The following is a 24,127-nucleotide window of genomic DNA, read 5'->3' as shown; positions in this document are numbered from 1 at the left end:
GACAATGCTGTTGGACAGATATGAGGGTGTCTTGCTTTCGCAAGGTCATGCGGGTAACGGTGAACTGCTCGCGACGTGTGATTTGCATCTGGAAACCACCGAGATGGGTGAAGGACGTTATGTGGTAACGGTGCGCCGAGACCATCGGATCGATGATGAAAGCATGATAGCCATAACGGTGCCTCTTGGTGGTGCCGTGTCGTTCTGGCACCCAGGCGAACGGGACTGTGTGCCATTGCCTCCGGATTGGCATGGCAAGAAACGGATCTCATTGGTTCAGTCTGAGCCGATGGGATGTCTGCTGGATGTATCAGACAATTGCCTGTTGGGTTTTGGTTTTTCCTTATCCGTTGGCGAGTTGACGATGCAATACGGCGTTGATGAGGAGCGCCGCCTATTCTCGATACTCTTACGATTCCATATGAGACGCGAGCAAGAACATTTATTGATAATCGACGTTGCGGCTTGTCTGTCGATTGTTGATTCCATCGCTCAATTGAACGAATTCATACGCGCTGGCCACGGTGTAATGCCGATTCCCCGATATGCGTATGACCCGGTATTCTCGACATGGTATGCGTGTCTGCAAAATGTCAGCTCTGCATATTTGCTTGCTGAAGCGGAAGGTATACTTCAGCTCGGATGCAAATCCGTGTTTATTGATGACGGCTGGCAAATGTACGGTAGTGGGCGGGGATATGCCGGATGCGGCGATTGGATACCCGACCCCGAGAAATTTCCTGATTTGAAAGATACCGTGGCCAAGCTACATGAAAAAGGCTTGTCTGTGGTCCTTTGGGTGGCTCCGCTGCTGGTCGGAGAACGATCCAGTGTTTGGTCGCATGTCAGGGATCAGAATCCGATCTATCTGGATGGAGCGGATTTGAATACCCACGTACTCGATCCGCGTCGAGCTTCTGTACGCGCATTGATTGCGCGTATGTGCCGGCGATTGGTGGAGACATACGACATTGATGGTTTGAAAATTGACTTTCTCGATCAGGCGTCGTGCTATCAAGGTTCCCGATCTCCATCTGAGGCGGACGCTTTGAATGATGTTGGTGTCGCGATGCTTAAACTATTGGAAGATATACGATCTGCCATTACCTTGAAGCATGAGACGAGTCCTCTTATTGAGTTCCGCTCTCCGTATGTGAATCCGTTGCTCGGCTCTTATGCCAACGTGCTTAGAGCTTCAGATTGTCCTGCCGATGCCATCGCAAATAGATGTGGCACAATAAATGCAAGGCTTGTAGCTTCTGGGCGTGTAGTTGATTCGGACATGCTCGTGTGGGATACTTCTGCTCAGTCGGCTGCATGTGCTCAACAGATCATGTCTTCCTTCTTCAGCGTGCCGCAGTTATCGGTTACACCATCACTGATTCCCGAAGAACAACAATCGGTATGCCGTCACCTGTTATCAATATGGAACCGCTATCGGCATGTGATTTTAGAAGGACAATTACGCCTCGGATCACAGGCCTTATCATATCCAATAGTAAATGCAGCCGCTGATGGTGTGCAGGTCACCGGCATATACTCTGAGCACACCATAGTGGACATGGATGCGAGAGAAGTGCATCATTTGGTTGTTCTCAATGCCACGAATTCCTGCACAACGACTATTCGCATTCGCGGTGTGGACGGGCATGTAGGCCTGTTGATACAAACTGTGGATGCGGCGGGATACCGAGAGCGTAAGACATCAATATGTCAGAAGTCGGTTAATGGTGCAACGGTGATAAGCATATTTGTCGAACCATTTGGAGTGCTGGATTTGGAATTGTGATTAAATCAATTCGTCGATGAAGGGACATTCGTCAATGTCGTGGGTGGCATCTCGTTTTGTGCGGACAAAGTTGGGTGCCACCCTATTGACGGTTGTATCTTATACATTATGTGGGGAATAGTTAGGGGGGATAATGCAGTATACGATCGAGCATCCGGTAGACCATGTACGTCTTGACTTCGTATCGGCGGGAATCGAGAATTGTGATCCCGGACATTCTTGGGGGCCCGGCATGCGTGATTATGATATGTTGCATTTCACCGGATCGGGCAGCGGCCATTATTATGTGAACAATCGATACTATGAAATAGGGGCGCATCATTGCTTCTATGTTCCCTCACATACTCCGGTTTTTTATTATGCCGATGTCAGAAATCCTTGGAGTTATTGTTGGACTGATTTTCGTGGCGACGACGTGCGTCGAACTCTTTCTTTATGCGGGTTGAGCTCTGAACATCCGGTTATTGCCATTTCGAATTATGATGCAATCAGACGGTCCATTGATCAGATTTTGCGTTTCCCGAAGCGTACTCCCTCAAATGATCTACTTATTCAAGGAACATTCCTACAGATTATTGGAATATTAATGTCCAGCAGACAGTCCGTACTGACTCCTCTGGAGCGGCTGGATGATGGTCTGGTCAAAAATGCTGTTGACTATATCAACAAATGCGTGAACTCTGATTTAAAAGTATACGTCGAGGATGTTGCCAATCAATTATTTGTTAGCCGCGCATACTTGTTTGAAGTATTCAGGACGCATCTCGGCATTTCTCCGCGTCAGTTTATTTTGAATGCTCGGATGTCCAGAGCTGCTGAGTTGTTGACCAAGACAAGAGAGCCCATAGATCTGGTTGCTAAACGATGTGGGTATAAGAGTCCAGATGCATTCTCTCGAGCGTTTCGCCGAGAGAATATGTTGAATCCAAGTGAATATAGGAGGCTCCGTTCCCTGCCGAATACAGTGTTACGGTAGGGAACGGAGCTGTCGTGACCGTCAATTCCTGTATAGAATTTCCGTCAACGCTTGTGTAACCGATACCGGTAGCTCGGATGGTTACGATTCCGCAAGCCACGGCAAGGCATCGTTATCTGCAGGGCGTGTTATCGGGGTAAAGGATGTCACTGCTCTTTTCCCTGTTTCCTTAACGATTTCCCGGGTAGGGGGGTGCGGATGTTTTTTTGGACGGTCAGGCGGCCATTCCAAGGTGTTTGCGGTATTGCACGGGGCTTAGCCAGTCCAGTGACTTCTTGATCCTGGTTTCATTGTAGTGGGTCAGGTAGGCGGCCAGGCGCTCATGGAACTCCTCGTAGCCCACGCCACTCCAGTCCCGCCCGTAATAGAACTCGTTCTTGAGACGGCCGAAGAACCCCTCCGCGGCCGCATTGTCCGGCGAACAGCCCTTCGCGCTCATCGACCGGGTCAGCCCGTGGCTTTTGCAGATGCGGATCCATTCGGGCCACCGGTAGTGGCAGCCACGGTCCGAGTGGATGACCGGAGTCTCGCCGGGCCTGAGCGTGGCGCACGCGGTCTCGAGCATCCCGTTGGCCAGGGCGGCGTTGGGGCTCGTGCCGATCGTCCAGGCGACCGGCATGCCGTCATAGCAGTCGATGACCGGCGACAGGTACACCTTGCCCGCCGGGATCGGGAACTCGGTGATGTCCGTGACCCACAGCCGGTTCGGCGCGGTGGCGTGGAAGTCGCGGTTCACGAGATTGGCGGGCGCGCCGCCGATCTCGCCCTTGTACGAACTGCAGCGCTTCGCGCTCCTGGACACGGGGACCATGCCGTGGCTGGTCATCAGGCGCATGATGCGCTTGGCCGACACGATGATGCCCGCGCTTTTGAGCTCGAGGTGGATGCGCTTGTACCCGTAACGCCTCCTGCTGTTCTCGAACGCCTCGCGCACCAGGGACAGGAGGCTCGCGTTCCTGTCCGGCCGGCGCATGGCCTTCAACTGGTAGTAGTACGTGCCGCGCTTGATGCCGACCTCCTTCAGCAGGCTCTCCGCGTTCACGCCCAACGTCTCACTGATGTCCTTGATCAGGGTCGTCTTCTCTCGGCTTGTCAGGTTGTCCGGGTCTGCGCCCGGCTCTTTTCCCACCAGTTCCGCCGCGCCCTTCACGATCGCCAACCTGATCTCCATCGCCCGGTATTCGGCGCGCAATCGCTCCAGATCCGCGTTCAGCGCGGAGACCTCGCCGCGCAGCGCGTCCGGATCGTCCTGCGGCGAGGAACCCCCGCGTTCCGGTTCCCTCTTCGCCACCATGAGTCCTTTCGCGGCTCCGAGCAGTTGACGCTTCCAGTTTCGCACGACCGACGAATCCACTCCCACCACCTCCGCGGCCTCGCGCGAACTCAATTCGCCGGACGCGACCTTCAGGACCGCATCCCGTTTCGATTCCCCGGGAACCGGGCCACGGCGAATCCGGCGTTCGCCCGGCGCGAGCTCGTCGATCCACGAAACGAGCACCTCTTTGCTCGGATACCCCATTTGGCGCATCGTGCGGCTCGCACGCCGCCCATGCGTCAGATAATGGTCCACGGCCGCACGCTTCCGCTCCTCCGTGTAGCGCGCATACCGTTCACCCCGCTGCGAGGGCACGCCCGTCTCCTGTTCGCCGAGCCAGTCCCGGTGCCACATGCGCAACGCCTCCCGGCTGGGATACCCCAGCTCGCGTATCACACCCGCCGCGCAGCACTCGTATTTCGCATACAGCTCGACCGCGCGTTGCCGCTGTTCCCTCGTGTACTTCGCCATGATGGGTTCCTCCCCGGATCACAGTCCAAGAAAACGGCACCACCTCGCGGTTTCGTTCGTATGTATTGGGGTACGGCCATTAGGTCGGCTCCTTTGTCTGTGACTGTTCGCACTGGGCCTTCGGTGACTCAGTGAAGTCACCCTATAATGAGTCAGCACGAAAGGGAATAGCCTCAGAAGGCATGTTGTCAGCTGTAACCGTCTTTCTGTCAGATACGTGTCAGCCGAAGATCATTTGCATTTCACAGAGTCCGATAGTCGGCGACTCGTCGGATGGCTACCATGGAGCGTATGGATAGCAATACAACGGCATATGCGGCGGTGTTCGATGCGGGCACCACGGCGCTCAAGGGGGCGCTGGTCGCGGCGGACGGGCGCATCGTGGCCAGCGGCAGCGAGCAGCTGGATCTGATCATCGACGGCGACCGCCGCGAGCAGGATCCCGGCCAGTGGTGGCGGGCGTTCTGCTTGGTGTCGCGGCATATGCTGGCTTCGGCCGAAGCGCGGGAGCCGGGATTCGCCGCCGATCGGGTCGCCGGCATCATCTTCAGCGGCCAGATGCAGGATCTGATCGCGCTTGACGGCGATCTGCGGCCGGTGCGCAACGCCATCCTGTATTCGGACGGACGCGCCGAACGGCAGGAGCAGACGCTTGCCGACGCATACTGCGGCGGCGCCGACCGCTTTCTCGCCGTGGTCGGCAACCGTCTCGAAGGAGGCCTGCCGCTGCCCAAGCTCATGTGGCTGCGGGACGACGAGCCCGAGTCGTTCGCGGCGATCCGCCATGTGCTCATCAGCTCCAAGGACTATCTCATCGCGCGATTGACCGGGGCGGCGGTCGGTGATGTGGCCGCATGCACCACGGCAGGCGCCATGGATATCCACACCGGTCGATGGGACGCGGAACTCTGCGTGGCGGCCTCCATCGATCCGGCGATGCTGCCGCGGCTGCACAGACCGCAGGATATCGTCGGCAAGGTCGGCGAGCCGGCGCGGCAGCTCACCGGTTTCGCCGCCGGAACGCCGGTATATGCAGGCATCGGCGATGCCGGGGCGACCACGCTCGCCAGCGGGGTGAGCCGCCCCGGCGAGTACAACATCAACCTCGGCACCTCCGGATGGATCGCCACGGTCTCGCCCGAGCCGTTCACGGACAAGCCCGGCGCCGCCAACCTCGCATTCGGCGTGGCGCCCGGATTCGTCAACGCGGTGCCCTTCCTCAACGCCGGCGACGTGCATCGGTGGGCGTCGCGCGTTTTTGCCGGCGCCGACTACGGCACGGCGCACGATCTGATCGAGGGCTCGCGCCCAGGCGCGAACGGCGTGCTCTGCCTGCCGTATCTGGTGGGGGAGCGGTTCCCCGTGATGAATCCCGCGATCCGTGGCGCGTATGTCGGCATCTCGCCGGATACGACCAAGGCCGATATGTTGCGCGCCGCGCTCGAAGGCGTCGCGTTCTCGATCCGTCAGGGCATGGAGAGCTTCGACGCGCCTCCGGAGACGATCTCGCTGATCGGCGGCGGGGCGCGCGAATCGGCATGGTGCCAGATCATGGCCGACGTGCTGGCGCACCCGGTCGAGGTGTTCGCCAACGCCGACATATTGCCGGCCGTGGCGCTCGCGTCGCTGGTGTTCGATAAGCCCGGCCTGATCCGGGACGTGTGCGAGAGCGTCGTGTATGCGCCGCGGCCGGCGGCGGCGCGGGCGTACGATGCCGTTTATCCGGCGTTCGTCACGCTGTATCCCGCCGTGGATGCGGTTGGCCGGGGTTTGACCATCCTTGGATCTTGACCACCCTCCGGCGCTGCGCGCCACCTCCCGCCAGCGGGAGGATGAACGAACGAAAGTGACTGCCACGAATGCCATTGCAGCTGCGCCGCGCCTCCCGCCGGCGGGAGGGTGAGTCGGTCGCTCCCCTCAGTCGGCTTCGCCGACAGCTCCCCTCGGGGAGGGGCGCCCATATATAAAAGGAAGGCTGTTGGATGAATGAGATCATCCAGCAGCCTTCTATATAACGGTTATATAACCGTATAACGGTTATATAACCGTGAATCGGCGAAAGCCGGTCAGGCGGTGGCTTCGGCGGCCACCGTGGCGACGGACGGCACGGCGAGCTTGGCCGAGCCCTTCTCGCCATTGGCGGAATCGTGGGCAATGGCGTGCTTGTCATCGTGGTTGCGCCACCAGCTCGACAGCACCGAACCGGAGATGTTGTGCCACACGCTGAAGAAGGTGGACGGCACGGCGGCCAGCGGGTTGGCCGCGAACGAGGTCAGGGCCAGCGTGGCGCCCAGAGCGGAGTCCTGCATGCCGACCTCGAAGGTGATGGCCTTCTGCTGGGCGTACTTGAAGCCCTTCGGGTACACCTTGTACATGAGCTTGGAGAAGCCGAAGCCCAGTCCGTAGCCGCACAGGTTGTGCAGGATGACCACCGGGATGGCCATCAGGGAGGCGGCGGCGAACAGCTTCGGGCCGTTGGCGGCCACGACCACGCCGATGATCAGCAGGATGGCGACCTGGGAGACGATCGGCAGCGCGACGGTGACCTTTTCGATCTTCTTGCCGAAGATCATGTGGCAGACCACGCCGAGCGCGATCGGGAAGAGCACCACCTTGACGGCGTTGAGGAACAGGGACTGCGCCGGAACGGTCACGTACTGGGACGCCAGCAGCTGCATAAGCAGCGGGATCATGAACGGCGCGCACAGCGTGGACAGGATGCCGATGGACACGTCCAGCGCGACGTCACCGCGGGACAGGTAGCTCATCACGTGCGAGGAGGTGCCGGACGGGCAGCACCCGACGAGGATCACGCCGACGGCCAGCGGGCCGGACAGGTGGAAGATGGCGCACAGGGCCACGGCGATCAGCGGCATGATCACGAAGTGCGCGACCGTGCCGACGATCACCATGAGCGGCTGGGTGAGAATGCGCTTGAAGTCGTCCAACGTCAGGGTCAGGCCCATGCCGAACAGCACGACGCCCAGCAGGTAGCCGGTGTAGCTTTTGCCTCACAGCGAGGTCTGCGGCACGAAGTAGTTGAACACGGCCCACACGACCACGATCAGCGTGAACCATTTGGTGAGCCAATCGGCGAATTTCTTGACTTGTTCCATACGATCACTTGTTCTCTCTTGAAATGATCTATGCCGGAAGGATAGGAGGCTGGCGGCGGCGCCACGGAAAAAGATCACAATATGAAATACCACGCGTGATGCTGTGTAATATTTCGCATGCGATATTGCGCCTCGCACGGGTGCAAGGGGCGCCCCGATATCTCACGATTCGGGTGAATCCGGGCGTTCCTTGCCGATTCGTGACAATACGTTGTTACGATGGGTGCTTATGAGCGAAAACATCATGCGAATCATCGACCTTCGTGGTAAGAACTTGTCCCGTGCCGAGCTGCTGGCCGCGATGCCGCGCGCCGCAATGGGCACGTCGGAGGCATCCGATCTGGTGCGTCCGATCCTCGACGACGTCAAGGAGCGCGGCGCCGCGGCCCTGCGCGATTTCGAGGAGAAGTTCGACCATGTGCGCCCCGAGCACCTGCGCGTGCCGGCCGAGGCGATCCAGGACGCGCTGACCACGCTCGACCCGGAGGTGCGCTCCGCCATCGAGGAATCCGTGCGCCGCGCCCGCGCCGTCGCCGCCAACCAGGTGCCGAAGGACTTCCACACCGATCTCGCGCCCGGCGCCCGCGTCGCGGAGCGCTGGATCCCGATCCAGCGCGTCGGCCTGTACGTGCCCGGCGGCAAGGCCGTCTATCCGTCGTCCGTGATCATGAACGCCGTGCCGGCGCAGGCCGCCGGCGTCGAATCGCTCGCCATCGCCACCCCGCCGGCCCGCGACAACGACAAGGGCCTGCCCAACAAGACCATCCTCGCCACCTGCGCCATCCTCGGCGTCACCGAGGTGTACGCGGTCGGCGGCGCCCAGGCCATCGCCATGTTCGCCTACGGCGCCAAGGGTTCCGATCCGCAGGACGGCGACGTGCTATGCGATCCGGTCGACAAGATCACCGGCCCGGGCAACATCTTCGTGGCCACCGCCAAGTCGCTCGTCTCCGCGTTCGTCGGCATCGACGCGGTCGCCGGCCCCACCGAGATCGGCATCATCGCCGACGAGACCGCCGACCCGAGCCTGCTCGCTGCCGATCTGATCGGCCAGGCCGAGCACGACGAGCTCGCCGGCTCCGTGCTGTTCACCGACTCGACCGAGATCGCCGACAAGGTGCAGGAGAACCTCAACTACCGCGTGCCGAGGACCGAGCACGCCGAGCGCGTGCACACCTCGCTGTCCGGCACCCAGTCCGCCATCGTGCTGACCGACGGCCTCGACCAGTCCATCGATGCGGCCAACGCCTACGCCGCCGAACACCTCGAGATCCAGACCGCCGACGCTGACGCCGTGGTCAAGCGCATCAAGAACGCCGGCGCCATCTTCCGCGGCCCGTACTCCCCGGTGCCGCTGGGCGACTACATGTCCGGCTCCAACCACGTGCTGCCCACCGGCGGCACCGCGCGCTTCGCCGCTGGCCTGGGCGTGCACACCTTCATGAAGCCGGTCGAGGTCATCGAATACGACGAGGAGGGCCTCAAGGCGCTTGCGGCGCGCATCAACGCCTTCGCCGTCTCCGAGGACCTGCCGGCCCACGGCGAATGCGTGCTGTCCCGCTTCGTCAAGGATCCGTATGACAAGGACACGCTGCGCGAGCAGGAGAAGGAGGCCGGTCTGCGCTAGGCCGCCGCGGTTCGGCTTCCGCCGCTTTCGCCGGCGGAAGCGTTCCGGCGCTGATGGACCGGGGCGGCATGCGGGTCCGCCCGCGGCCGCCCCGGTCATGTCGTCGTATGACAGCCCCTCCAGCGGGGCAGGAAAGAGACTGTAAGAGCAATGAGCGAGAACACCAGCAACGCGATCCCGGCCACCCTGCCGCTGCGCAACGACCTGATCGGCGAGGAGCCGTACGGCGCCCCGCAGCTCGACGTGCCAGTATGCCTGAACGTCAACGAGAATCCGTATGCGCCAGACCCGGCGGTCTGCGCGACGATCGCCCGCCGCGTCGGCGAGATCGCGCCGACCCTCAACCGTTACCCCGACCGCGAGCACATCGCCCTGCGCCACGCGTTCAGCGATTATCTGGCCCGCGAGTCCGGCGTGCGCCTCGTCGTCGACCAGCTGTGGGGCGCGAACGGCTCCAACGAGATCATGCTCCAGCTGTTCCAGGCGTTCGGCGGCCCGGGCCGCACCGCGCTCGGCTGCGACCCGACGTACTCCATGTACCCCGAGTACGCGCGCGACACCTTCACCGGATGGAAGCTCGCCCACCGCAACGCCGACTTCACGCTCGACGCGGATGCCGCCATCGCCGCGATCCATGAGATCAAGCCGAGCATGGTGGTCCTCACCAGCCCGAACAACCCGACCGGCACCCCGCTGCCCCAGGCCGACCTCGAGCGCATCCTCGACGTGTGCGACACCGCCGAGGTGGCCGGCGCCGCCGAAGGCGTGCACCCCGTGGTCGTCGTGGACGAGGCGTACGTCGAATTCCGCAACCCGGGCACGCCCAGCGCGCTCGAACTGATCGGCAAGCACCCGAACCTCGCCGTCAGCCGCACCATGAGCAAGGCCTTCGCCTTCGCCGGCGCGCGCGTCGGCTATCTCGCCGCGTCCAAGGGCATCATCGACTGCGTGCGCATCGTGCGTATGCCCTACCACCTGTCCGCCGTCACGCAGGCCGCAGCGCTCGCCGCGTTCGAGCACACCGACGAACAGCTGAGCCGCGTCGCCCATCTGCGAGAGATCCGCGAGCAGACCGCGAACTGGCTCGCGACGCAGACCTACAAGGGCCAGCCGCTCGCCGTGGCCGAGTCCGCATCGAACTTTCTGCTGTTCGGCGGGCACTTCGACAAGCGCGACCGCATCTTCGACGAGCTGCTCAAGCGCGGCGTCCTGATCCGCGTGGTCGGGCCCGACGGATGGCTGCGCGTGTGCATGGGCACCGACGACGAGATGGCCCGCTTCCGCGAGGCGCTCGTCGAGGCGATGCGCGCCGTCGAAGCCGAGTAGCCAACCGCCAATACGGGTATCGACAGCCGGGTATCATCGGCAATGCCGGCCGGGAACGGCCGGAACCAACGTGAAGGGAGAGATGACATGGCACGCACCGCGCATATCATCCGCGAAACCAGCGAATCGCACATCGAACTGAGCCTCGATCTTGACGGCACCGGGCAGACCGACATCGATACGTCCGTGCCGTTCTACAACCATATGATGAACGCGCTCGGCAAGCATTCGCTCATCGACCTGAGCATCAAGGCGCACGGCGACACCGACATCGACGTGCACCACACCGTCGAGGACACGGCCATCGTGTTCGGCGAGGCCCTGAAGCAGGCGCTCGGCGACAAGCGCGGCATCCGCCGCTTCGCCGATGCGACCGTGCCGCTCGACGAGGCGCTCGCCAAGGCCGTGGTCGACATCTCCGGCCGCCCCTACTGCGTGTGCTCCGGCGAACCCGCCGGCTTCGAGTACTGCATGATGGGCGGGCACTTCACCGGCTCGCTCGTGCGGCACGTCATGGAGTCGATCGCGCTGCACGCCGACATCTGCCTGCATATGCAGGTGCTTGCCGGCCGCGATCCCCACCACATCGCCGAGGCCGAATTCAAGGCGCTGGCCCGCGCGCTGCGCTTTGCGGTCGAGCCCGACCCGCGCATCGCCGGCCTGATCCCGAGCACGAAGGGCGCGCTGTGATGAGTGACGATCCGTTCGACGATCGGTTCAAGGACCAGTCCGACCCGGATGGCGCCTCGTTCAGCGACGAGGAGCTGGAGGCCGCCCTGGCGGGATTCGAAAAGGAGTTCCAGGAGTCCGGCGACGAGCCCGGCGGTGAGGATGGCAAGTCGGCTGACGACTCCGGTTCCGGTTCCGCCGCCGATGCCGACGGGCACGGCGATGCGGACGCCTCGTCCGTCTCGTCGGGGTTCGAGGACGAGCTGGCCGGCCTGCTCGGCAACAAGGCGAAGGTCGCGGTGATCATCACCCGGCTGACGTCGGCCCGGCTGCTCGCCGCGTTCTGCCAGCTGTCCGACATCTCCGCCGACTGCATCGACTCCCAGGAGGGGGCCGTCGCGGTGCTGCGCAACCTCGACGGCGACGGCCCAGAAGCAGCCGCCAAGGATCTGACCACCGTGGTCAGCGGCATGTCCGTGATCCTCGCGGTCAACCGCGCCGACAAGCTGGAGGCCACGCTGTACATGATGGGCGATCCGGGGCAGACCTTCGCCCCGCCGGTGCTGTTCAGCGCCACCGCGCCGTTCGTGGAGGACCTCATGCTGGGCATCACCACGATGAACGGTCTGGCGGATCAGGGCACGGCGAGCATCGCCTCGTCGAGCCTCGACCACGACCAGGCGATGCAGGTCATCGCCGAGCACACGCGGTTCGGGCGGGGCGGTTCCAGCATCCAGTAGCGGCGGGTCCGCCGGGCGCCGCCGACGGCGCGCCCACGACAATCAAGGAGCAAAACGATGACATCGGTGGTGGTGTTCGACTACGGGTTCGGCAATGTGCGGTCCATGGTGCGCGCGTTGGCCAACCTCGGTCTCGACGTGACGTTGACGTCCGATTATCGCGCGGCGCTGGAGGCGGACGGTCTGGTCGTGCCGGGCGTCGGCGCGTTTGCGGCGTGCATGCGCGGGCTGAAGGAGGTGTCCGGCGACCGCGTGGTGTACGACCGCCTGCGCGCTGGGCGCCCGGTGCTCGGCGTGTGCGTCGGCCAGCAGATCATGTTCGAGAAAGGGCTCGAACGCGGCCAGGAGGCCGCCGGCCTCGGGCTGATCGGCGGCAGCGTCGATCTGCTGGATGCCGACGTGGTGCCGCACATGGGATGGAACACCGTCGAGGCCCCGGCCGATTCGGTGCTGCTGGACGGCGTGGCGAACGAGCGTTTCTACTTCGTCCACTCCTATGCGGCGATGGGCGTGCGCTCCGCCGACCTGAGCGCCATGCAGATCGACTTCGGCGATGCGCCGGAGCGCGTGACCTGGTGCGAATACGGGCGCAGCCGGTTCGTAGCCGCCTATGAGCGCGGCCCGTTGTCGGCCACCCAGTTCCACCCGGAGAAGTCCGCCGAAGCCGGCGCCCGGCTGCTGAAGAACTGGGTCGCGACGTTCTGACCGCGACGTTCTGACCGCGACGTTCTGACCGCGACGTTCTGATCGAGATGTTCTGATCGAGGCATGGCCGCCATCCGCCCGCCCGCGGGCACGGATGCGCGGCCGCATCGAAAGTCGCCCGCCCGTGCAGGGGGGGCGTGAATAGGAAAGGTGAAGATATGTCCCTTACACTGCTGCCGGCCGTCGACGTGCGCGACGGCAAGGCCGTGCGCCTGCGTCAGGGCGAATCCGGCTCCGAGACCGACTACGGCTCGCCGCTGGAGGCCGCCCGAACCTGGGTCGACGCGGGTGCCGAGTGGATCCATCTGGTCGACCTCGACGCCGCGTTCGGCACGGGGGACAACCGCGCCCAGCTGCGCGAGATCGTGCGGGAGCTCGGCGACAAGGTCAACATCGAGATGAGCGGCGGCGTGCGCGACGACGCGTCGCTCGACGCCGCGCTCGACGCGGGCGCCGCACGCGTGAACATCGGCACCGCCGCGCTGGAGAACCCGGACTGGACCGCCTCCGCGATCGCGAAGTACGGCGACCGCGTGGCCGTCGGCCTCGACGTGCGCGGGCACACGCTCGCCGCCCGCGGCTGGGTCAAGGAGGGCGGCGACCTGTTCGAGACGATGGCGTTCCTCGACTCGGTCGGATGCTCGCGGTACGTGGTCACCGACGTGACCCGCGACGGCATGATGGCCGGTCCGAACATCGATCTGCTGCGCGAGGTGGCCGAGCGCACCGACGCCAAGGTCACCGCGTCGGGCGGCATCAGCAAGCTCGCCGACCTGACCGCCATCAAGGCGCTCGCCGGACTCGGCGTCGACTCCGCGATCCTCGGCAAGTCGCTGTACGCGCGGGCCTTCACCCTGGAAGAGGCGCTCGAAACCGCCAAGTGACGGTGATGGGCGGTGTGTAAGCCCGAGGATGACCGGATGCTTGGCGTTCCGTCCGACCACCCCCAGTCGGCTTCGCCGCCAGCCCCCGACGTTATATGCGACGTGCGCTTCGCGCACTGCTATGGGCAGTCCACTGGACTGCCCATCCAGCGGGGGCGTGAATAATCACGCGCATGATCGCGATAGGACGCGGCGGTGCGGCCCGCCGTGCCCTTCGCCGCGGCTATAGCGACGCGCAGGGCAGCTCGCCGGAGTCGATGAGCTGCTTGAACACCGCGTAATCCGCGTCGTTCTGGTCCGCGTAGGCGGCCGCGAACGAGGCGATGGCCTCGTCGAACTCCTCGGTGTCGCCGACGTACGAGGCGATGGCGACGCGGTCGCCCGTGCGCGCGTGGGCGTGCGCCAGGCAGCGCGCGCACAGGCGGCCGAGATCGTTGAGCGCCAGATCGTTGAGATGCTCGATGTCGATCGATCCCTTGCCGTTCCAGAACTGGCGCACGTAGTAGTCGCGCGGCTTGCCGTCCTCGGCGAGGAAGCTCGACCAGCCGAGCAGCACGTCGGCGGTCGACTGGATCAGCTTCTGCCCCTGCACCACGCGCTCGCCGTGCGTGGCATAGGGGGAGCGGCCCACGAAGCGCTCGAGCACCGAATCATTGGCCTCCTTCATCTGCAGCATCAGCGGGTCGTCGATGTCGCGGCCGGTCAGGATCGACACCCATGCGCGCGTGCCGACCGAACCGACGCCGACCACCTTGCGCGCGGTGTCGTGGTAGGTATAGTGGCTCAGCACATGGCGGCGGTCCTCGTACAGGCTGTGGCGGTAGCTGTTGAACAGCGCCTCGAGGCGGCCCTGCAGGGCCTCGAGATCGGCGTAGCTGTGCAGCTCGTTGATCGGCGTCAGTGCCGGCGGCTTGGACCGGAAGCGCAGCCGGTCGCCGTCGCGGTACGTGAGCTTGGCGGCCGCGCGGTCCGAATCCTTCAGCGTCGCGCGCCGCGCCGCCTCGCGCAGCGTGAGGTTGCGCTGTCCGTTCACCGTGCGCTCGTAATGGTCGAGCGCGGCCTCCACGTCGATGTGGTCGTACCATGCGTCCAGATAGTCCATCTGCGAGAACTGCTTGAGATGGTCGCGGTAGGAGTGCACGCAGCGCTTCACCGCCGCCCGGCGGTCCCATTTGCGGATGCCGTTCGCGCGCCCGCAGATCTCGACCGACGCGGCCAGTCGCTTGATGTCCCACTCCCAGGGGCCGGTGAGCGTCTCGTCGAAATCGTTGATGTCGAACACGAGGCGGTTGGACGGGGAACGGAACATGCCGAAATTGCCGATATGCGCGTCGCCGACGGCCTGCACCGGGATGCCGGTGACCGGGGTGCGCGCCAGATCGTTCGCCATGATCAGCGCGGTGCCGCGGTAGAAGGTGAACGCCGATACGCTCATGCGCTGGTAGCGCAGCGGGATCAGCTCCTGCACGCGCTGGCTCGACTGCTCCTCCAACAGGCCGATCACGTCGCGCCGGTTCTCGCGCACCTGCCACAGCGCGTGGCTGGTCAGCGGCACCGTCTTGCGCAGGGCGAGGCCGGCCCGCTCCCGCGCCGGCGGATTCGGGGCCTGACGCCAGGAGGCGATATCGATGATGGGGTGGTCGGCATCGGCCTGGACCACGTTGCCGACGACGGTTGCATTGTTCTCGGTGCTCTCACTCATACGCCCAACCTTACCTCCGTGCTCGGGTGCGTGGCGCGCGGGCCTTCGGGGGAGACGATCCGCGCGCCGTGTCGCCGGCGACTCGTGTTAACGAGGTTCGTAACACACGGATGGAACGATAGGGCATCATGGATAAGCAGCAGGAGTTTGCCTTGCGCACGGTCGAGGAACGCGACGTGCGCTTTATTCGCCTATGGTTCACCGACGTGTTGGGTACGTTGAAGTCCGTGGCCATCGCGCCGGCCGAGCTGGAGGCGGCGTTCGAGGAGGGCCTGGGGTTCGACGGTTCGGCGATCGAAGGCATGACGCGCGTGTCGGAGGACGACATGATCGTCCAGCCCGACCCCTCCACCTTCCAGATTCTGCCGTGGCGCGGAGGTCCGCAGGGCACCGCGCGCATGTTCTGCGACATCTTGACCCCCGATGGCGAGCCGTCGCTCGGCGACCCGCGCCACGTGCTCAAGCGCGCGTTGGCGAAGGCCAAAGAGAAGGGCTTCACGTTCTACGTGCACCCGGAGATCGAGTTCTACCTGTTCGAACCGCAGGACGATTGGTCGCAGCCGCCGGTCCCGATCGACGAGGGCGGCTATTTCGACCATGTGCCGCGCAGCCCCGGGATGGATTTCCGCCGCGCCACCGTCAACATGCTCGAGCAGATGGGCATTTCGGTGGAGTATTCGCACCACGAGGGCGGTCCAGGCCAGAACGAGATCGACCTGCGGTACGCGGACGCGCTGACCACGGCCGACAACATCATGACCTTCCGCACGGTGGTCAAGGAGATCTCGCTGGAGCGCGGCATCCACGCCAGCTTCATGCCCAAGCCCCTGTCCAACGCGCCCGGTTCGGGCATGCACACGCACCTGAGCCTGTTCGAGGGCGACGCCAACGCCTTCTACGAGGCCGGCCAGGAGTTCAACATGTCGATGACGGCGCGTCAGTTCGCGGCCGGCATCCTGTACCATGCGGCCGAGATCTGCGCGGTGACCGACCAGTACGTCAACTCGTACAAGCGCCTGTGGGGCGGTAACGAGGCTCCGAGCTACATCTGCTGGGGCCACAACAACCGTTCCGCGCTGCTGCGCATCCCGCAGTACAAGCCCGGCAAGGGCAACTCGGCGCGTATGGAGTTCCGCGCGCTCGACCCGGTGGCGAACCCCTACCTCGCGTACTCGGTGCTGCTGGCCGCCGGCCTCGACGGCGTCGAGAAGCAGATGACGCTGGGCGAGCCGACCAGCGACGACGTATGGGAGCTGACCGACGCTGAACGCCAGGCGATGGGCATCCAGCCGTTGCCCGAGTCGCTTGACGAGGCGCTGAAGATTATGGAGAAGTCCGACTTCGTGGCCGAGGTGCTCGGCGAGCACGCCTTCGAGTACTTCCTGCGCAACAAGCGCCAGGAATGGGAGGAGTACCGCACGCAGGTCACGCCGTTCGAGCTCAAGAAGTACCTGCCTAAGCTGTGACGGCGTTGTAGCGCCGGCGCAGCGTCGGCGCAGCGCCGGCGCGGTCGGTTCGACAAGCGGGAGGGGCCACGATGATTCCGGCCCCTCCCGCTTTTGTGCGCTTGCTTGCCGCATGTTTCGTTTCCGCGGCCGACGGAGATGGCAGAAAGCCCGATCGTGGCCGATGTTGATACGTCTGCATCCGATAGTGCGAGCGGCCGCGTGTCGCGGGGCGCCGACGGGTGGCAGGTGACGATAGTCTATAACGCGGAAATGGGTTCAATCGTTTGACGGAACAACGGGGAGACTGATGGCAGTGACTCGCAACACGACATCCACGGGGCATGAGCGGTTCTTCACCCTGCCGGTGGTCACGCTGGTATCGCTGAGCTTCATGCTGGGCATGAGCGAGTTCATCGTGGTCGGCATCCTGCCCGACATCGCCCGGGGGCTGAGCGTCTCCGAGGTCACCGTGGGCAATCTGGTGTCGCTGTTCGCCTTCGTCTACGCGCCGGTCACGCCGCTCGGTTCGGCCATATCCGGCCGCTTCCCCAGATTCGCCACGCATATGACACTGGTCGGCGTGTTCCTGGTCGGCAACGTGCTGTGCGCCTTCGCGCCGAACTATCCGGTGCTGGTCGTCGCCCGCATCCTGATCGCGCTGGTCTCCGGCACGCTGGTGGCCATCGCGATGACCTATGCGCCCGACGTGACGGCCGACCGGTACCGCACCAAGTTCATCGCATGGGTGTTCTCCGGATTCTCGATCGCCTCCGTGGTCGGCGTGCCGGTCGGCACGTGGATCGCGAACACCTTCGGCTGGCGCTGGAGCTTCCACCTGATCAACGTGCTCACCGTGGCGCTGATGGCGCTGATGGTCGCCGTGCTGCCGCGCAACAGCCACCCGATGAAGGTCGGGTTCCTGTCGCAGTTCCGCCTGTTCTTCGACCGGCGCATCCAGCTCGGCGTGTTCGACGTGGTGTTCGGCGCTGCCGCCAGCTACGTGTTCTACACGTATCTGACGCCGATCATGCGCGACGAGGTGCATGTGCCGGAGCAGTGGGTGAGCCTTGGCTTGGTGGTGTATGGCGTCGCCTGCCTGTGGAGCAATCTGCACAGTGGCAAGCTCGCGGAGCGGGGCACCGGTGTGGAACCGCTGTTCCGGCTGTGGCCGGTGTTCCTGCTGCAGGCCGTGCTGCTGTGCTCGCTGGTGCTGGCCAGCCTCGTGCCGGTGTACGGCGCGGTGCTGCTGGTGGCGTTGGGCATGCTCATGTACCTGTTCAACTCCTCGTCACAGGTGCTGTACATGGACGTGGCCGCCCAGTCGCACCCCGGCTCGATGAATCTCGCCGCCTCGCTCAACTCGATGTCGTTCAACATCGGCATCGCCGTCGGATCGGCCGTCGGCGGCCTGGTCAACGACGCGTTCGGGCTGATGTGGCTCGGTCCGTTCGGCGCGCTGTTCGCGCTTCTCGCGGTCGGCACCACGACGCTGCTCAAGCCGTACGTCAGCCCGGTCGGGGAATGACGGGTGGCGTGGCGCGCGGGAACGAAGGGTTTTTCCCGCGTGTCCCCGCGGCATGCCTTATCCGCCGATTGTCGTCCATTGATAACCTGCTATCCAAATAACCGATAAGGCCACAGCATGTCATCCTGCTGTGAAACCTTAATGTAGAACACCGGTTGCAGGGGGACCCGGCTCACGGGCGCCCGTCTGCGCGGATTGATGATTATCGGCATGTTCAGCGGGAAAATGGGGATGACAATATGACGGATGCGACGGCGAAAGCCGCGCCGAAGGCCGGAAAGACGGCGGCGCGTTCTCCGTTCCGGCGCTCATCGATAGTGGTCGGCGGCGCCATCGTGCTGTTCTTCGTGCTGCTGGCGGTGCTGGCCGGGCCGTTGTCGGCCATCACTGGCAACGACCCGTACGCCGAACATCCCGAGGCCTTGGGCGCCGGGTCGGTGCCGGCCGGGTTCGGCGGAGGCATCAGCGCCCGGCACTGGTTCGGCGTCACCCCGCTGCGCGGCGTCGACCTGTTCTCCATCGTGGCGTACGGCTCGCGGATCTCGCTGGGCATCGGCGTCGTCTCGTCGGTCATCTCGCTGGTCATCGGCGTGGCGCTCGGGCTGCTGGCCGGCTATTTTCCCGGGCTGGTCGATGCGCTGATCTCGCGCACGATGGACGTCTTCTTCGGCTTCCCGTTCTTGATCTTCGCGATCGCGCTGTCGGCGGTGGTGCCGCAGAGCTTCCCGAGGCCGGTGCTGCTGACGCTGGTGCTCGGATTCTTCGGATGGCCCGGCATCGCGCGTCTTGTCCGCGGCCAGACGCTGACGCTGAGCAAGCGCAATTTCGCCGTCGCGTCCAAGGTGATGGGCGCCTCGCCGGCCCATGTGCTGTGGCATCAGATCCTGCCGAACCTCATGCCGCTGCTCATCGTCAACATCACGCTGTCGATCCCCGGGCGCATCGGCGCCGAGGCGGGCCTGTCGTTCCTTGGCGTCGGCATGAACCCGCCGACGCCCTCATGGGGCCGGTCCATCTCCGACGCCGTGCAGTGGGCCCTGGTCGACCCGATGTATCTGATCTTCCCGGGTGCCGCCCTGTTCCTGCTGACCTTCGGCTTCAATCTGCTTGGCGATGGCCTGAGCGACGCCATCGACCCGCGCAAGGGGGTGCGTGCATGAGAATCCTGCAATACATCGGCAAGCGCGTGGCGAGCTCGATCGTCGTCATCCTGCTCATCACGCTGGCGCTGTTCCTGATCTTCTTCCTGCTGCCGACCAATCCGGCGCAGCTGTCGTGCGGCAAGCCGTGCACGCCCGAGCAGCTGCAGCGGGTCTCCGCCTTCATGGGCACCGACAAGCCGTGGTACGAGCAGATGGGCAATTACGTGGCGGGCATCTTCGTCGGTCGCACCTTCGGCAGCGGCGGCGGCGCCGTGGTCTGCTCGACGCCATGCCTCGGGTATTCGTTCCGCCTCAACGAATCGGTGAGCCAGCTGATCCTCGACCGCTTCCCGATCACCGCGTCGATCGCGGTCGGCGCGGCCGTGTTGTGGCTGGTCATCGGCGTGGCGACCGGCGTGTGGGCGGCCCTTAAGCGCGATACGCTGATCGACCGCACGCTGCTCGGGCTGTCGGTCGTGGGCGTTTCGGCGCCGTCATACCTGATCGGCCTGCTGGCGGTGATCGCCTTTTCGCTGGTGCTGCAGATATTCCCCAGCGGCGGGTACGTGAACTTCCACGACGACCCCGTCGGCTGGTTCACGCATCTGCTGCTGCCGTGGCTGGTGCTGGCCGTGCTCAGCGCCGCCGGCTACACCAGGGTCACCCGCACGCAGATGATCGGCGAACTGAGCCAGGACTACATCCGCACCGCCCGCTCCAAGGGCGTGCCCGAATCGGTGATCGTCTTCAAGCACGCGCTGCGCAACGCGCTGCTGCCCGTGATGACCATGTTCGGCCTCGATCTGGGCGGGCTGCTCGGCGGCGCGGTGCTCACCGAGAAGGTGTTCTCGATGCAGGGGCTCGGCTCGCTGCTGCTCGATTCCGTGTCGAACCTCGACCTGCAGGTGCTGGTCGGCGCGACGCTGTTCGCCGCCGTGCTGGTCATCGTCGCCAACCTGATCGTGGACATCTGCTACAGCCTGCTCGACCCCAGGGTCGCGCTCGGCACGAAGTAGTGCGGCTGCGGCCGCAACACGCGATACTTGCCGGTCCGCTCCACGGACCGGCACCGATAGAGAGGAAAACCATCATGAAGACCAACGCATGGCGCGTATTCGCGGCGGGGGCTTGCGCCGCGGTGCTGGCGCTGTCCGGCTGCGGCGCGTCCGACAACAACGCCGCCACCGGCTCGGCGAGCGGCACCACCGTCAAGGGCGGCACGCTGAACGTGCTGCTGTCCAGCACGGAGATGGACCTGGACCCGGCCAAGAGCCAGGGTCTGCCGACCACCACGAACGGCAACATCTTCCGCCGCCTGACCGCGTGGAAGATCACCGACAAGGGCGAGACGAAGGTCGTGCCCGATCTGGCCACCGACACCGGCAAGTCGAGCGACGACGGCAAGACGTGGACGTACACGCTCAAGGACGGGCTTAAGTTCTCCGACGGCACGCCCATCACCTCGAAGGACGTCAAGTACGGTCTGGAGCGTTCCTTCGCCGACTCGCTGACCGGCGGCCTGAGCTACCACAAGACGCTGCTCGAGGGCGCGCAGGACTACCACGGCCCGTTCGACGGCCAGGAGCTCAGCTCCATCGAGACGCCGAACGACGAGACCATCATCTTCCACCTCAACGCGCCGTTCGGCGACTGGCCGTGGGTCGCCTCGCTCGCCGCGTTCACCCCCGTGCCCGACGGCAAGGGCCCGGCGTCCGGCTACGGCAAGCTGCCGGTGGCCTCCGGCCCGTACAAGGTCGAGTCGAACGAGGCCGGCAAGCAGGCCGTTTTCGTGCGCAACACGTACTGGGACAAGAAGACCGATCCGGTGCGCACCGCGGGCCCCGACAAGATCGTGTTCAAGATGGGACAGGACACCTCGGTGGCCGCCCAGTCGATCATGCAGGGCACCGGTGAGGGCAAGAACTCGTTCCTGTCCGGATTCGTGCCGGCCGCACAGCTCGCGCAGGCGCAGGCCAATCCGAGCTACAAGAAGCTGCTGACCACCAGCGGCGACGGCGCGCTGGAATACCTCGCCATCAACACCCAGCACGTGAAGAACGCGAAGATTCGCCAGGCGCTGCAGTACGCGGTCGACAAGAAGGCCTACCAGACGGCTTCCGGCGGCGAGATCGCCGGCAACTTCGCCACCACGCTCATCACGCCCGGCATCGAGGGCCGCGAGGACTACGACCTGTACAAGGCCGATCCGACCGGCGACGTGGACAAGGCCAAGCAGCTGATCAAGGAGTCGGGCGAGCAGGCCCCGACCCTCAAGCTCATCGCCACCTCCGCTCAGGCCGAAACCGCCTCCTCGATCCAGACGAGCCTCAAGCGGGCCGGCGTCAAGGTGGACATCCAGACGCTCAATGACGATGTGTATTCCGATACGCTGACCAACGACAAGGGCGACTACGATCTGGCCATCAGCTCGTGGCAGCCCGACTTCCCGTCGCCCTACGCCAACATCTCCCCGCTGTTCGACTCCTCGCAGATCGGCAACGGCAACTACAACCTGGCCCGTTACGCGAACCCGAAGGTCGACGCGCTGATCAAGAAGGCCACCGAGACCATCGACCAGACCGAGGCCGGCAAGATCTGGGCCGAGGCCGACAAGACGATCATGGCCGACGCGCCGGTCGTGCCGCTGATCTATTCGAAGAACACGTTCATCCACGGATCGAACGTGACCAACTTCGTCATCGGCAACTTCCCGGCGTACCCGGACTACACGCAGGTCTCGCTCGCCAGCGCGAACTGAACCGGCATCCGCATCCGGCGCGCGCCGGCGGCATGGTCCGCCGGCGCGCGCCGGGCGCATTCCAACGCTTGTGCATCCAAGGAGCTTCCAATGAGTGAACCACGCGCGATCGTGACCGTGGACGGTCTGGCCGTCAGCTTCGACGAGCGGGAGGTGACCCACGGCGTCAGCCTCAGGCTGTTTCCGGGGCGCATCACCGCGCTGGTCGGCGAATCCGGCTCCGGCAAGTCGGTGACGGCGATGGCGCTGCCCCGGCTCGACCCGTCGGTGGCCAGCGTGAAGGGCCACGCGTACCTCGACGACGCCCTTGTGGATGACGGGCCGGACTCCGGCCCGAACGGCGACGGCAAGGACGCCGCCGGCCGCGACATCGATCTGCTGGCCGCCGACGCGCCGCTGCAGCGCATCCGCGGCGAATACATCGGCACGGTGTTCCAGGAACCGTCCACCGCGTTCAACCCGGTGTTCACGCTCGGCATGCAGGTCGCGGAATCGCTCAAATACCACCAGAAGCAGCTCAGTGCCGCCGAGCGCAAGGCCAAGGTGCTCGAACAGCTGCGCGAGGTCGGGCTCGACGACGCCGAGCGCGTGTGGTCGTCGTACCCGCATGAGCTGTCGGGCGGCCAGCTGCAGCGCGTGATGATCGCCATGGCGATCATCAACCGGCCCAAGGTGCTCATCGCCGACGAGCCGACCACCGCGCTCGACGTGACCACGCAGAAGGCGATTCTCGCCCTGATCTCCTCGCTGGCGGTCGACCTCGATCTGGCCGTGCTGCTCATCACCCACGACATGGGCGTGGTGTGGCAGGCCGCGCAGGACGTGTACGTGATGCACAACGGCGTGATCGTCGAGCAGGGGAGCGTCGCGCAGGTGTTCCGCCGCCCGTCCGACGACTACACGCGGATGCTGCTCGACGCCGTGCCGCGCCTGCGCATCGACGAGCATGCGGCAGACGGCGAGCGCGCGGCCGGCGGCGAACGCGTCACGGAAAGCGACGCGCCCGGCGGCGGCAGGCGCATCGCGCAGGTGAACGACGTGGCCGTGTCGTACAAGGCCGGCAGCTTCGCCGTCAAGGACATCTCGTTCGATCTGGTGGCCGGCAGAACCCGCGCGCTGGTGGGCGAATCGGGAGCCGGCAAGACCACGATCGCCAAGGTGATCTCCGGCCAGCTCGCGCCAACCTCGGGCACGGTGCTCATCGAGGGGGAGGATCTCGCCAAGGCGCATGGCAGGCGCAAGCGCGAGATCCTGAAGCATATGGGCTACGTGTTTCAGGACAGCGGGTCGGCGCTCAACCCGCGCAAGTCCGTGGCATGGAGCATCGGCGAGCCGATGCTCGTGCAGGGCGGGCTCAGCGAGACGGACCGGCGCAAGCGCGTCCTCGAACTGCTCGATCAGGTGGAGCTGCCAGCCGATGTGGCCGGCCGGTTCCCGCACCAGCTGTCGGGCGGCCAGCGCCAGCGCGTCGGCATCGCGCGCGCCCTGGCGCTCAACCCGTCGCTGCTCATCGCCGACGAGCCGACGTCGTCGCTGGACGTGACCGTGCAGCGCAAGGTGCTCGACCTGCTGCGCCGGCTGCAGCGCGAGCACGGTTTCGCGTGCCTGTTCATCACCCATGACCTGGGCATCGTGCAGGAGGTGTCCGACGTGATCACGGTGCTGCGCCACGGGCGCGTCGTGGAGAGCGGGGAGACCGGCCGCGTGCTCAACCATCCCGAGGCCGAGTACACGCGTACCCTGCTCGACGCCTCCCCGAAGATCGACCTGTGAACCGCGCCCCGTCACCCGGCCGGTTCTCCGGCCGCGCGGCGGGGCTGCGACGGCGCGGATGGCACCTAGTATCCCGCGCCGTTAATTCGTTGAGTAATTCTGGCTCAGCCTCCAAGAGGGGAGCCAGACATAGTACATGAACTTACGACGCAGGATACTAG

17 protein-coding genes and 1 pseudogene are annotated in these 24,127 nt (G+C 64.5%); 15 read left to right on the top strand and 3 right to left on the bottom strand.

Annotated elements, in window-relative coordinates; translation table 11 throughout:
• Window positions 1-4 precede the first annotated feature (4 nt).
• Both BBSC_RS13380 and BBSC_RS13375 read left to right on the top strand, forming a co-directional pair.
• The gene (locus BBSC_RS13380) at window positions 5-1,789 is read left to right on the top strand and encodes a glycoside hydrolase family 36 protein (protein ID WP_081892995.1); all 1,785 of its coding nucleotides are present in this window, start codon (window positions 5-7) and stop codon (window positions 1,787-1,789) included.
• Window positions 1,790-1,922: 133 nt separating this feature from the next.
• Window positions 1,923-2,765, top strand: a complete 843-nt coding sequence (locus BBSC_RS13375; protein WP_081892996.1) for an AraC family transcriptional regulator — start codon at window positions 1,923-1,925, stop codon at window positions 2,763-2,765.
• Window positions 2,766-2,979: 214 nt separating this feature from the next.
• Here BBSC_RS13375 and BBSC_RS09175 read toward each other — a convergent pair whose 3' ends face one another.
• Complete coding sequence (locus BBSC_RS09175) at window positions 2,980-4,551, bottom strand: IS3 family transposase (RefSeq protein ID WP_033518743.1); 1,572 nt, start codon at window positions 4,549-4,551, stop codon at window positions 2,980-2,982.
• Window positions 4,552-4,842: 291 nt separating this feature from the next.
• On the opposite strand from BBSC_RS09175, the gene BBSC_RS09170 reads away from it, so the two are divergent.
• On the top strand, window positions 4,843-6,342 hold the full coding sequence (locus tag BBSC_RS09170) for a xylulokinase (RefSeq protein ID WP_046725998.1): 1,500 nt from the start codon (window positions 4,843-4,845) through the stop codon (window positions 6,340-6,342).
• A 275-nt stretch (window positions 6,343-6,617) separates the two neighbouring features.
• On the opposite strand, the pseudogene BBSC_RS09165 reads toward BBSC_RS09170, so the two are convergent.
• Window positions 6,618-7,667 (bottom strand): annotated as a pseudogene (locus BBSC_RS09165) (bile acid:sodium symporter family protein).
• Window positions 7,668-7,896: 229 nt separating this feature from the next.
• On the opposite strand from BBSC_RS09165, the gene hisD reads away from it, so the two are divergent.
• The 6 genes from hisD to priA all read left to right on the top strand — a co-directional run bounded on the left by hisD (window position 7,897) and on the right by priA (window position 13,618).
• Window positions 7,897-9,294: a histidinol dehydrogenase gene (hisD, locus tag BBSC_RS09160; protein WP_033518744.1), complete on the top strand. Its 1,398-nt coding sequence runs from the start codon at window positions 7,897-7,899 to the stop codon at window positions 9,292-9,294.
• Window positions 9,295-9,444: 150 nt separating this feature from the next.
• Window positions 9,445-10,620, top strand: coding sequence for a histidinol-phosphate transaminase (locus BBSC_RS09155; RefSeq protein WP_033518745.1), 1,176 nt, complete (start codon window positions 9,445-9,447; stop codon window positions 10,618-10,620).
• 87 nt (window positions 10,621-10,707) lie between these two features.
• The gene (hisB, locus tag BBSC_RS09150; protein ID WP_033518746.1) at window positions 10,708-11,310 is read left to right on the top strand and encodes an imidazoleglycerol-phosphate dehydratase HisB; all 603 of its coding nucleotides are present in this window, start codon (window positions 10,708-10,710) and stop codon (window positions 11,308-11,310) included.
• Window positions 11,310-12,029, top strand: a complete 720-nt coding sequence (locus tag BBSC_RS09145; protein WP_033518748.1) for a hypothetical protein — start codon at window positions 11,310-11,312, stop codon at window positions 12,027-12,029. Before hisB ends, BBSC_RS09145 begins: the two co-directional genes overlap by 1 nt.
• 57 nt (window positions 12,030-12,086) lie before the next feature.
• Complete coding sequence (hisH, locus tag BBSC_RS09140; RefSeq protein WP_033518750.1) at window positions 12,087-12,734, top strand: imidazole glycerol phosphate synthase subunit HisH; 648 nt, start codon at window positions 12,087-12,089, stop codon at window positions 12,732-12,734.
• Window positions 12,735-12,892: 158 nt separating this feature from the next.
• Window positions 12,893-13,618: a bifunctional 1-(5-phosphoribosyl)-5-((5-phosphoribosylamino)methylideneamino)imidazole-4-carboxamide isomerase/phosphoribosylanthranilate isomerase PriA gene (priA, locus tag BBSC_RS09135; protein ID WP_033518751.1), complete on the top strand. Its 726-nt coding sequence runs from the start codon at window positions 12,893-12,895 to the stop codon at window positions 13,616-13,618.
• Window positions 13,619-13,841: 223 nt separating this feature from the next.
• Here priA and BBSC_RS09130 read toward each other — a convergent pair whose 3' ends face one another.
• The gene (locus BBSC_RS09130; protein ID WP_051923225.1) at window positions 13,842-15,320 is read right to left on the bottom strand and encodes a DUF2252 domain-containing protein; all 1,479 of its coding nucleotides are present in this window, start codon (window positions 15,318-15,320) and stop codon (window positions 13,842-13,844) included.
• Window positions 15,321-15,448: 128 nt separating this feature from the next.
• On the opposite strand from BBSC_RS09130, the gene BBSC_RS09125 reads away from it, so the two are divergent.
• The 6 genes from BBSC_RS09125 (at window position 15,449) to BBSC_RS09100 (ending at window position 23,966) form a co-directional block, all read left to right on the top strand.
• Window positions 15,449-16,786, top strand: a complete 1,338-nt coding sequence (locus BBSC_RS09125; RefSeq protein WP_033518752.1) for a glutamine synthetase family protein — start codon at window positions 15,449-15,451, stop codon at window positions 16,784-16,786.
• Between the two features lie 289 nt (window positions 16,787-17,075).
• The gene (locus BBSC_RS09120) at window positions 17,076-18,293 is read left to right on the top strand and encodes an MFS transporter (protein WP_046725997.1); all 1,218 of its coding nucleotides are present in this window, start codon (window positions 17,076-17,078) and stop codon (window positions 18,291-18,293) included.
• 239 nt (window positions 18,294-18,532) lie between these two features.
• On the top strand, window positions 18,533-19,453 hold the full coding sequence (locus BBSC_RS09115; protein WP_046725996.1) for an ABC transporter permease: 921 nt from the start codon (window positions 18,533-18,535) through the stop codon (window positions 19,451-19,453).
• Window positions 19,450-20,451 carry an ABC transporter permease gene (locus tag BBSC_RS09110; protein WP_033518753.1) on the top strand — a complete coding sequence of 334 codons (1,002 nt, stop codon included), beginning with the start codon at window positions 19,450-19,452 and terminating at the stop codon, window positions 20,449-20,451. Before BBSC_RS09115 ends, BBSC_RS09110 begins: the two co-directional genes overlap by 4 nt.
• Before the next feature lie 74 nt (window positions 20,452-20,525).
• The gene (locus BBSC_RS09105; protein WP_033518755.1) at window positions 20,526-22,193 is read left to right on the top strand and encodes an ABC transporter substrate-binding protein; all 1,668 of its coding nucleotides are present in this window, start codon (window positions 20,526-20,528) and stop codon (window positions 22,191-22,193) included.
• A gap of 90 nt (window positions 22,194-22,283) precedes the next feature.
• A complete protein-coding gene (locus BBSC_RS09100) occupies window positions 22,284-23,966 on the top strand; it encodes a dipeptide ABC transporter ATP-binding protein (protein WP_033518773.1) in 1,683 nt (560 codons plus the stop codon).
• Window positions 23,967-24,127: the final 161 nt, after the last annotated feature.

This window comes from Bifidobacterium scardovii JCM 12489 = DSM 13734 (assembly GCF_001042635.1).
Lineage (GTDB): Bacteria > Actinomycetota > Actinomycetes > Actinomycetales > Bifidobacteriaceae > Bifidobacterium > Bifidobacterium scardovii.
Note: the sequence above shows the minus strand (reverse complement) of the source record. Positions and strands in the feature narration are given on the sequence as shown.

Bases quoted from the DNA above. Each gene is read 5' to 3' on its own strand.
- BBSC_RS13380 (WP_081892995.1), top strand. From the start codon at position 5: ATGCTGTTGGACAGATATGAGGGTGTCTTGCTTTCGCAAGGTCATGCG.
- BBSC_RS13375 (WP_081892996.1), top strand. From the start codon at position 1,923: ATGCAGTATACGATCGAGCATCCGGTAGACCATGTACGTCTTGACTTC.
- BBSC_RS09175 (WP_033518743.1), bottom strand. From the start codon at position 4,551: ATGGCGAAGTACACGAGGGAACAGCGGCAACGCGCGGTCGAGCTGTAT.
- BBSC_RS09170 (WP_046725998.1), top strand. From the start codon at position 4,843: ATGGATAGCAATACAACGGCATATGCGGCGGTGTTCGATGCGGGCACC.
- hisD (WP_033518744.1), top strand. From the start codon at position 7,897: ATGAGCGAAAACATCATGCGAATCATCGACCTTCGTGGTAAGAACTTG.
- BBSC_RS09155 (WP_033518745.1), top strand. From the start codon at position 9,445: ATGAGCGAGAACACCAGCAACGCGATCCCGGCCACCCTGCCGCTGCGC.
- hisB (WP_033518746.1), top strand. From the start codon at position 10,708: ATGGCACGCACCGCGCATATCATCCGCGAAACCAGCGAATCGCACATC.
- BBSC_RS09145 (WP_033518748.1), top strand. From the start codon at position 11,310: ATGAGTGACGATCCGTTCGACGATCGGTTCAAGGACCAGTCCGACCCG.
- hisH (WP_033518750.1), top strand. From the start codon at position 12,087: ATGACATCGGTGGTGGTGTTCGACTACGGGTTCGGCAATGTGCGGTCC.
- priA (WP_033518751.1), top strand. From the start codon at position 12,893: ATGTCCCTTACACTGCTGCCGGCCGTCGACGTGCGCGACGGCAAGGCC.
- BBSC_RS09130 (WP_051923225.1), bottom strand. From the start codon at position 15,320: ATGAGTGAGAGCACCGAGAACAATGCAACCGTCGTCGGCAACGTGGTC.
- BBSC_RS09125 (WP_033518752.1), top strand. From the start codon at position 15,449: ATGGATAAGCAGCAGGAGTTTGCCTTGCGCACGGTCGAGGAACGCGAC.
- BBSC_RS09120 (WP_046725997.1), top strand. From the start codon at position 17,076: ATGGCAGTGACTCGCAACACGACATCCACGGGGCATGAGCGGTTCTTC.
- BBSC_RS09115 (WP_046725996.1), top strand. From the start codon at position 18,533: ATGACGGATGCGACGGCGAAAGCCGCGCCGAAGGCCGGAAAGACGGCG.
- BBSC_RS09110 (WP_033518753.1), top strand. From the start codon at position 19,450: ATGAGAATCCTGCAATACATCGGCAAGCGCGTGGCGAGCTCGATCGTC.
- BBSC_RS09105 (WP_033518755.1), top strand. From the start codon at position 20,526: ATGAAGACCAACGCATGGCGCGTATTCGCGGCGGGGGCTTGCGCCGCG.
- BBSC_RS09100 (WP_033518773.1), top strand. From the start codon at position 22,284: ATGAGTGAACCACGCGCGATCGTGACCGTGGACGGTCTGGCCGTCAGC.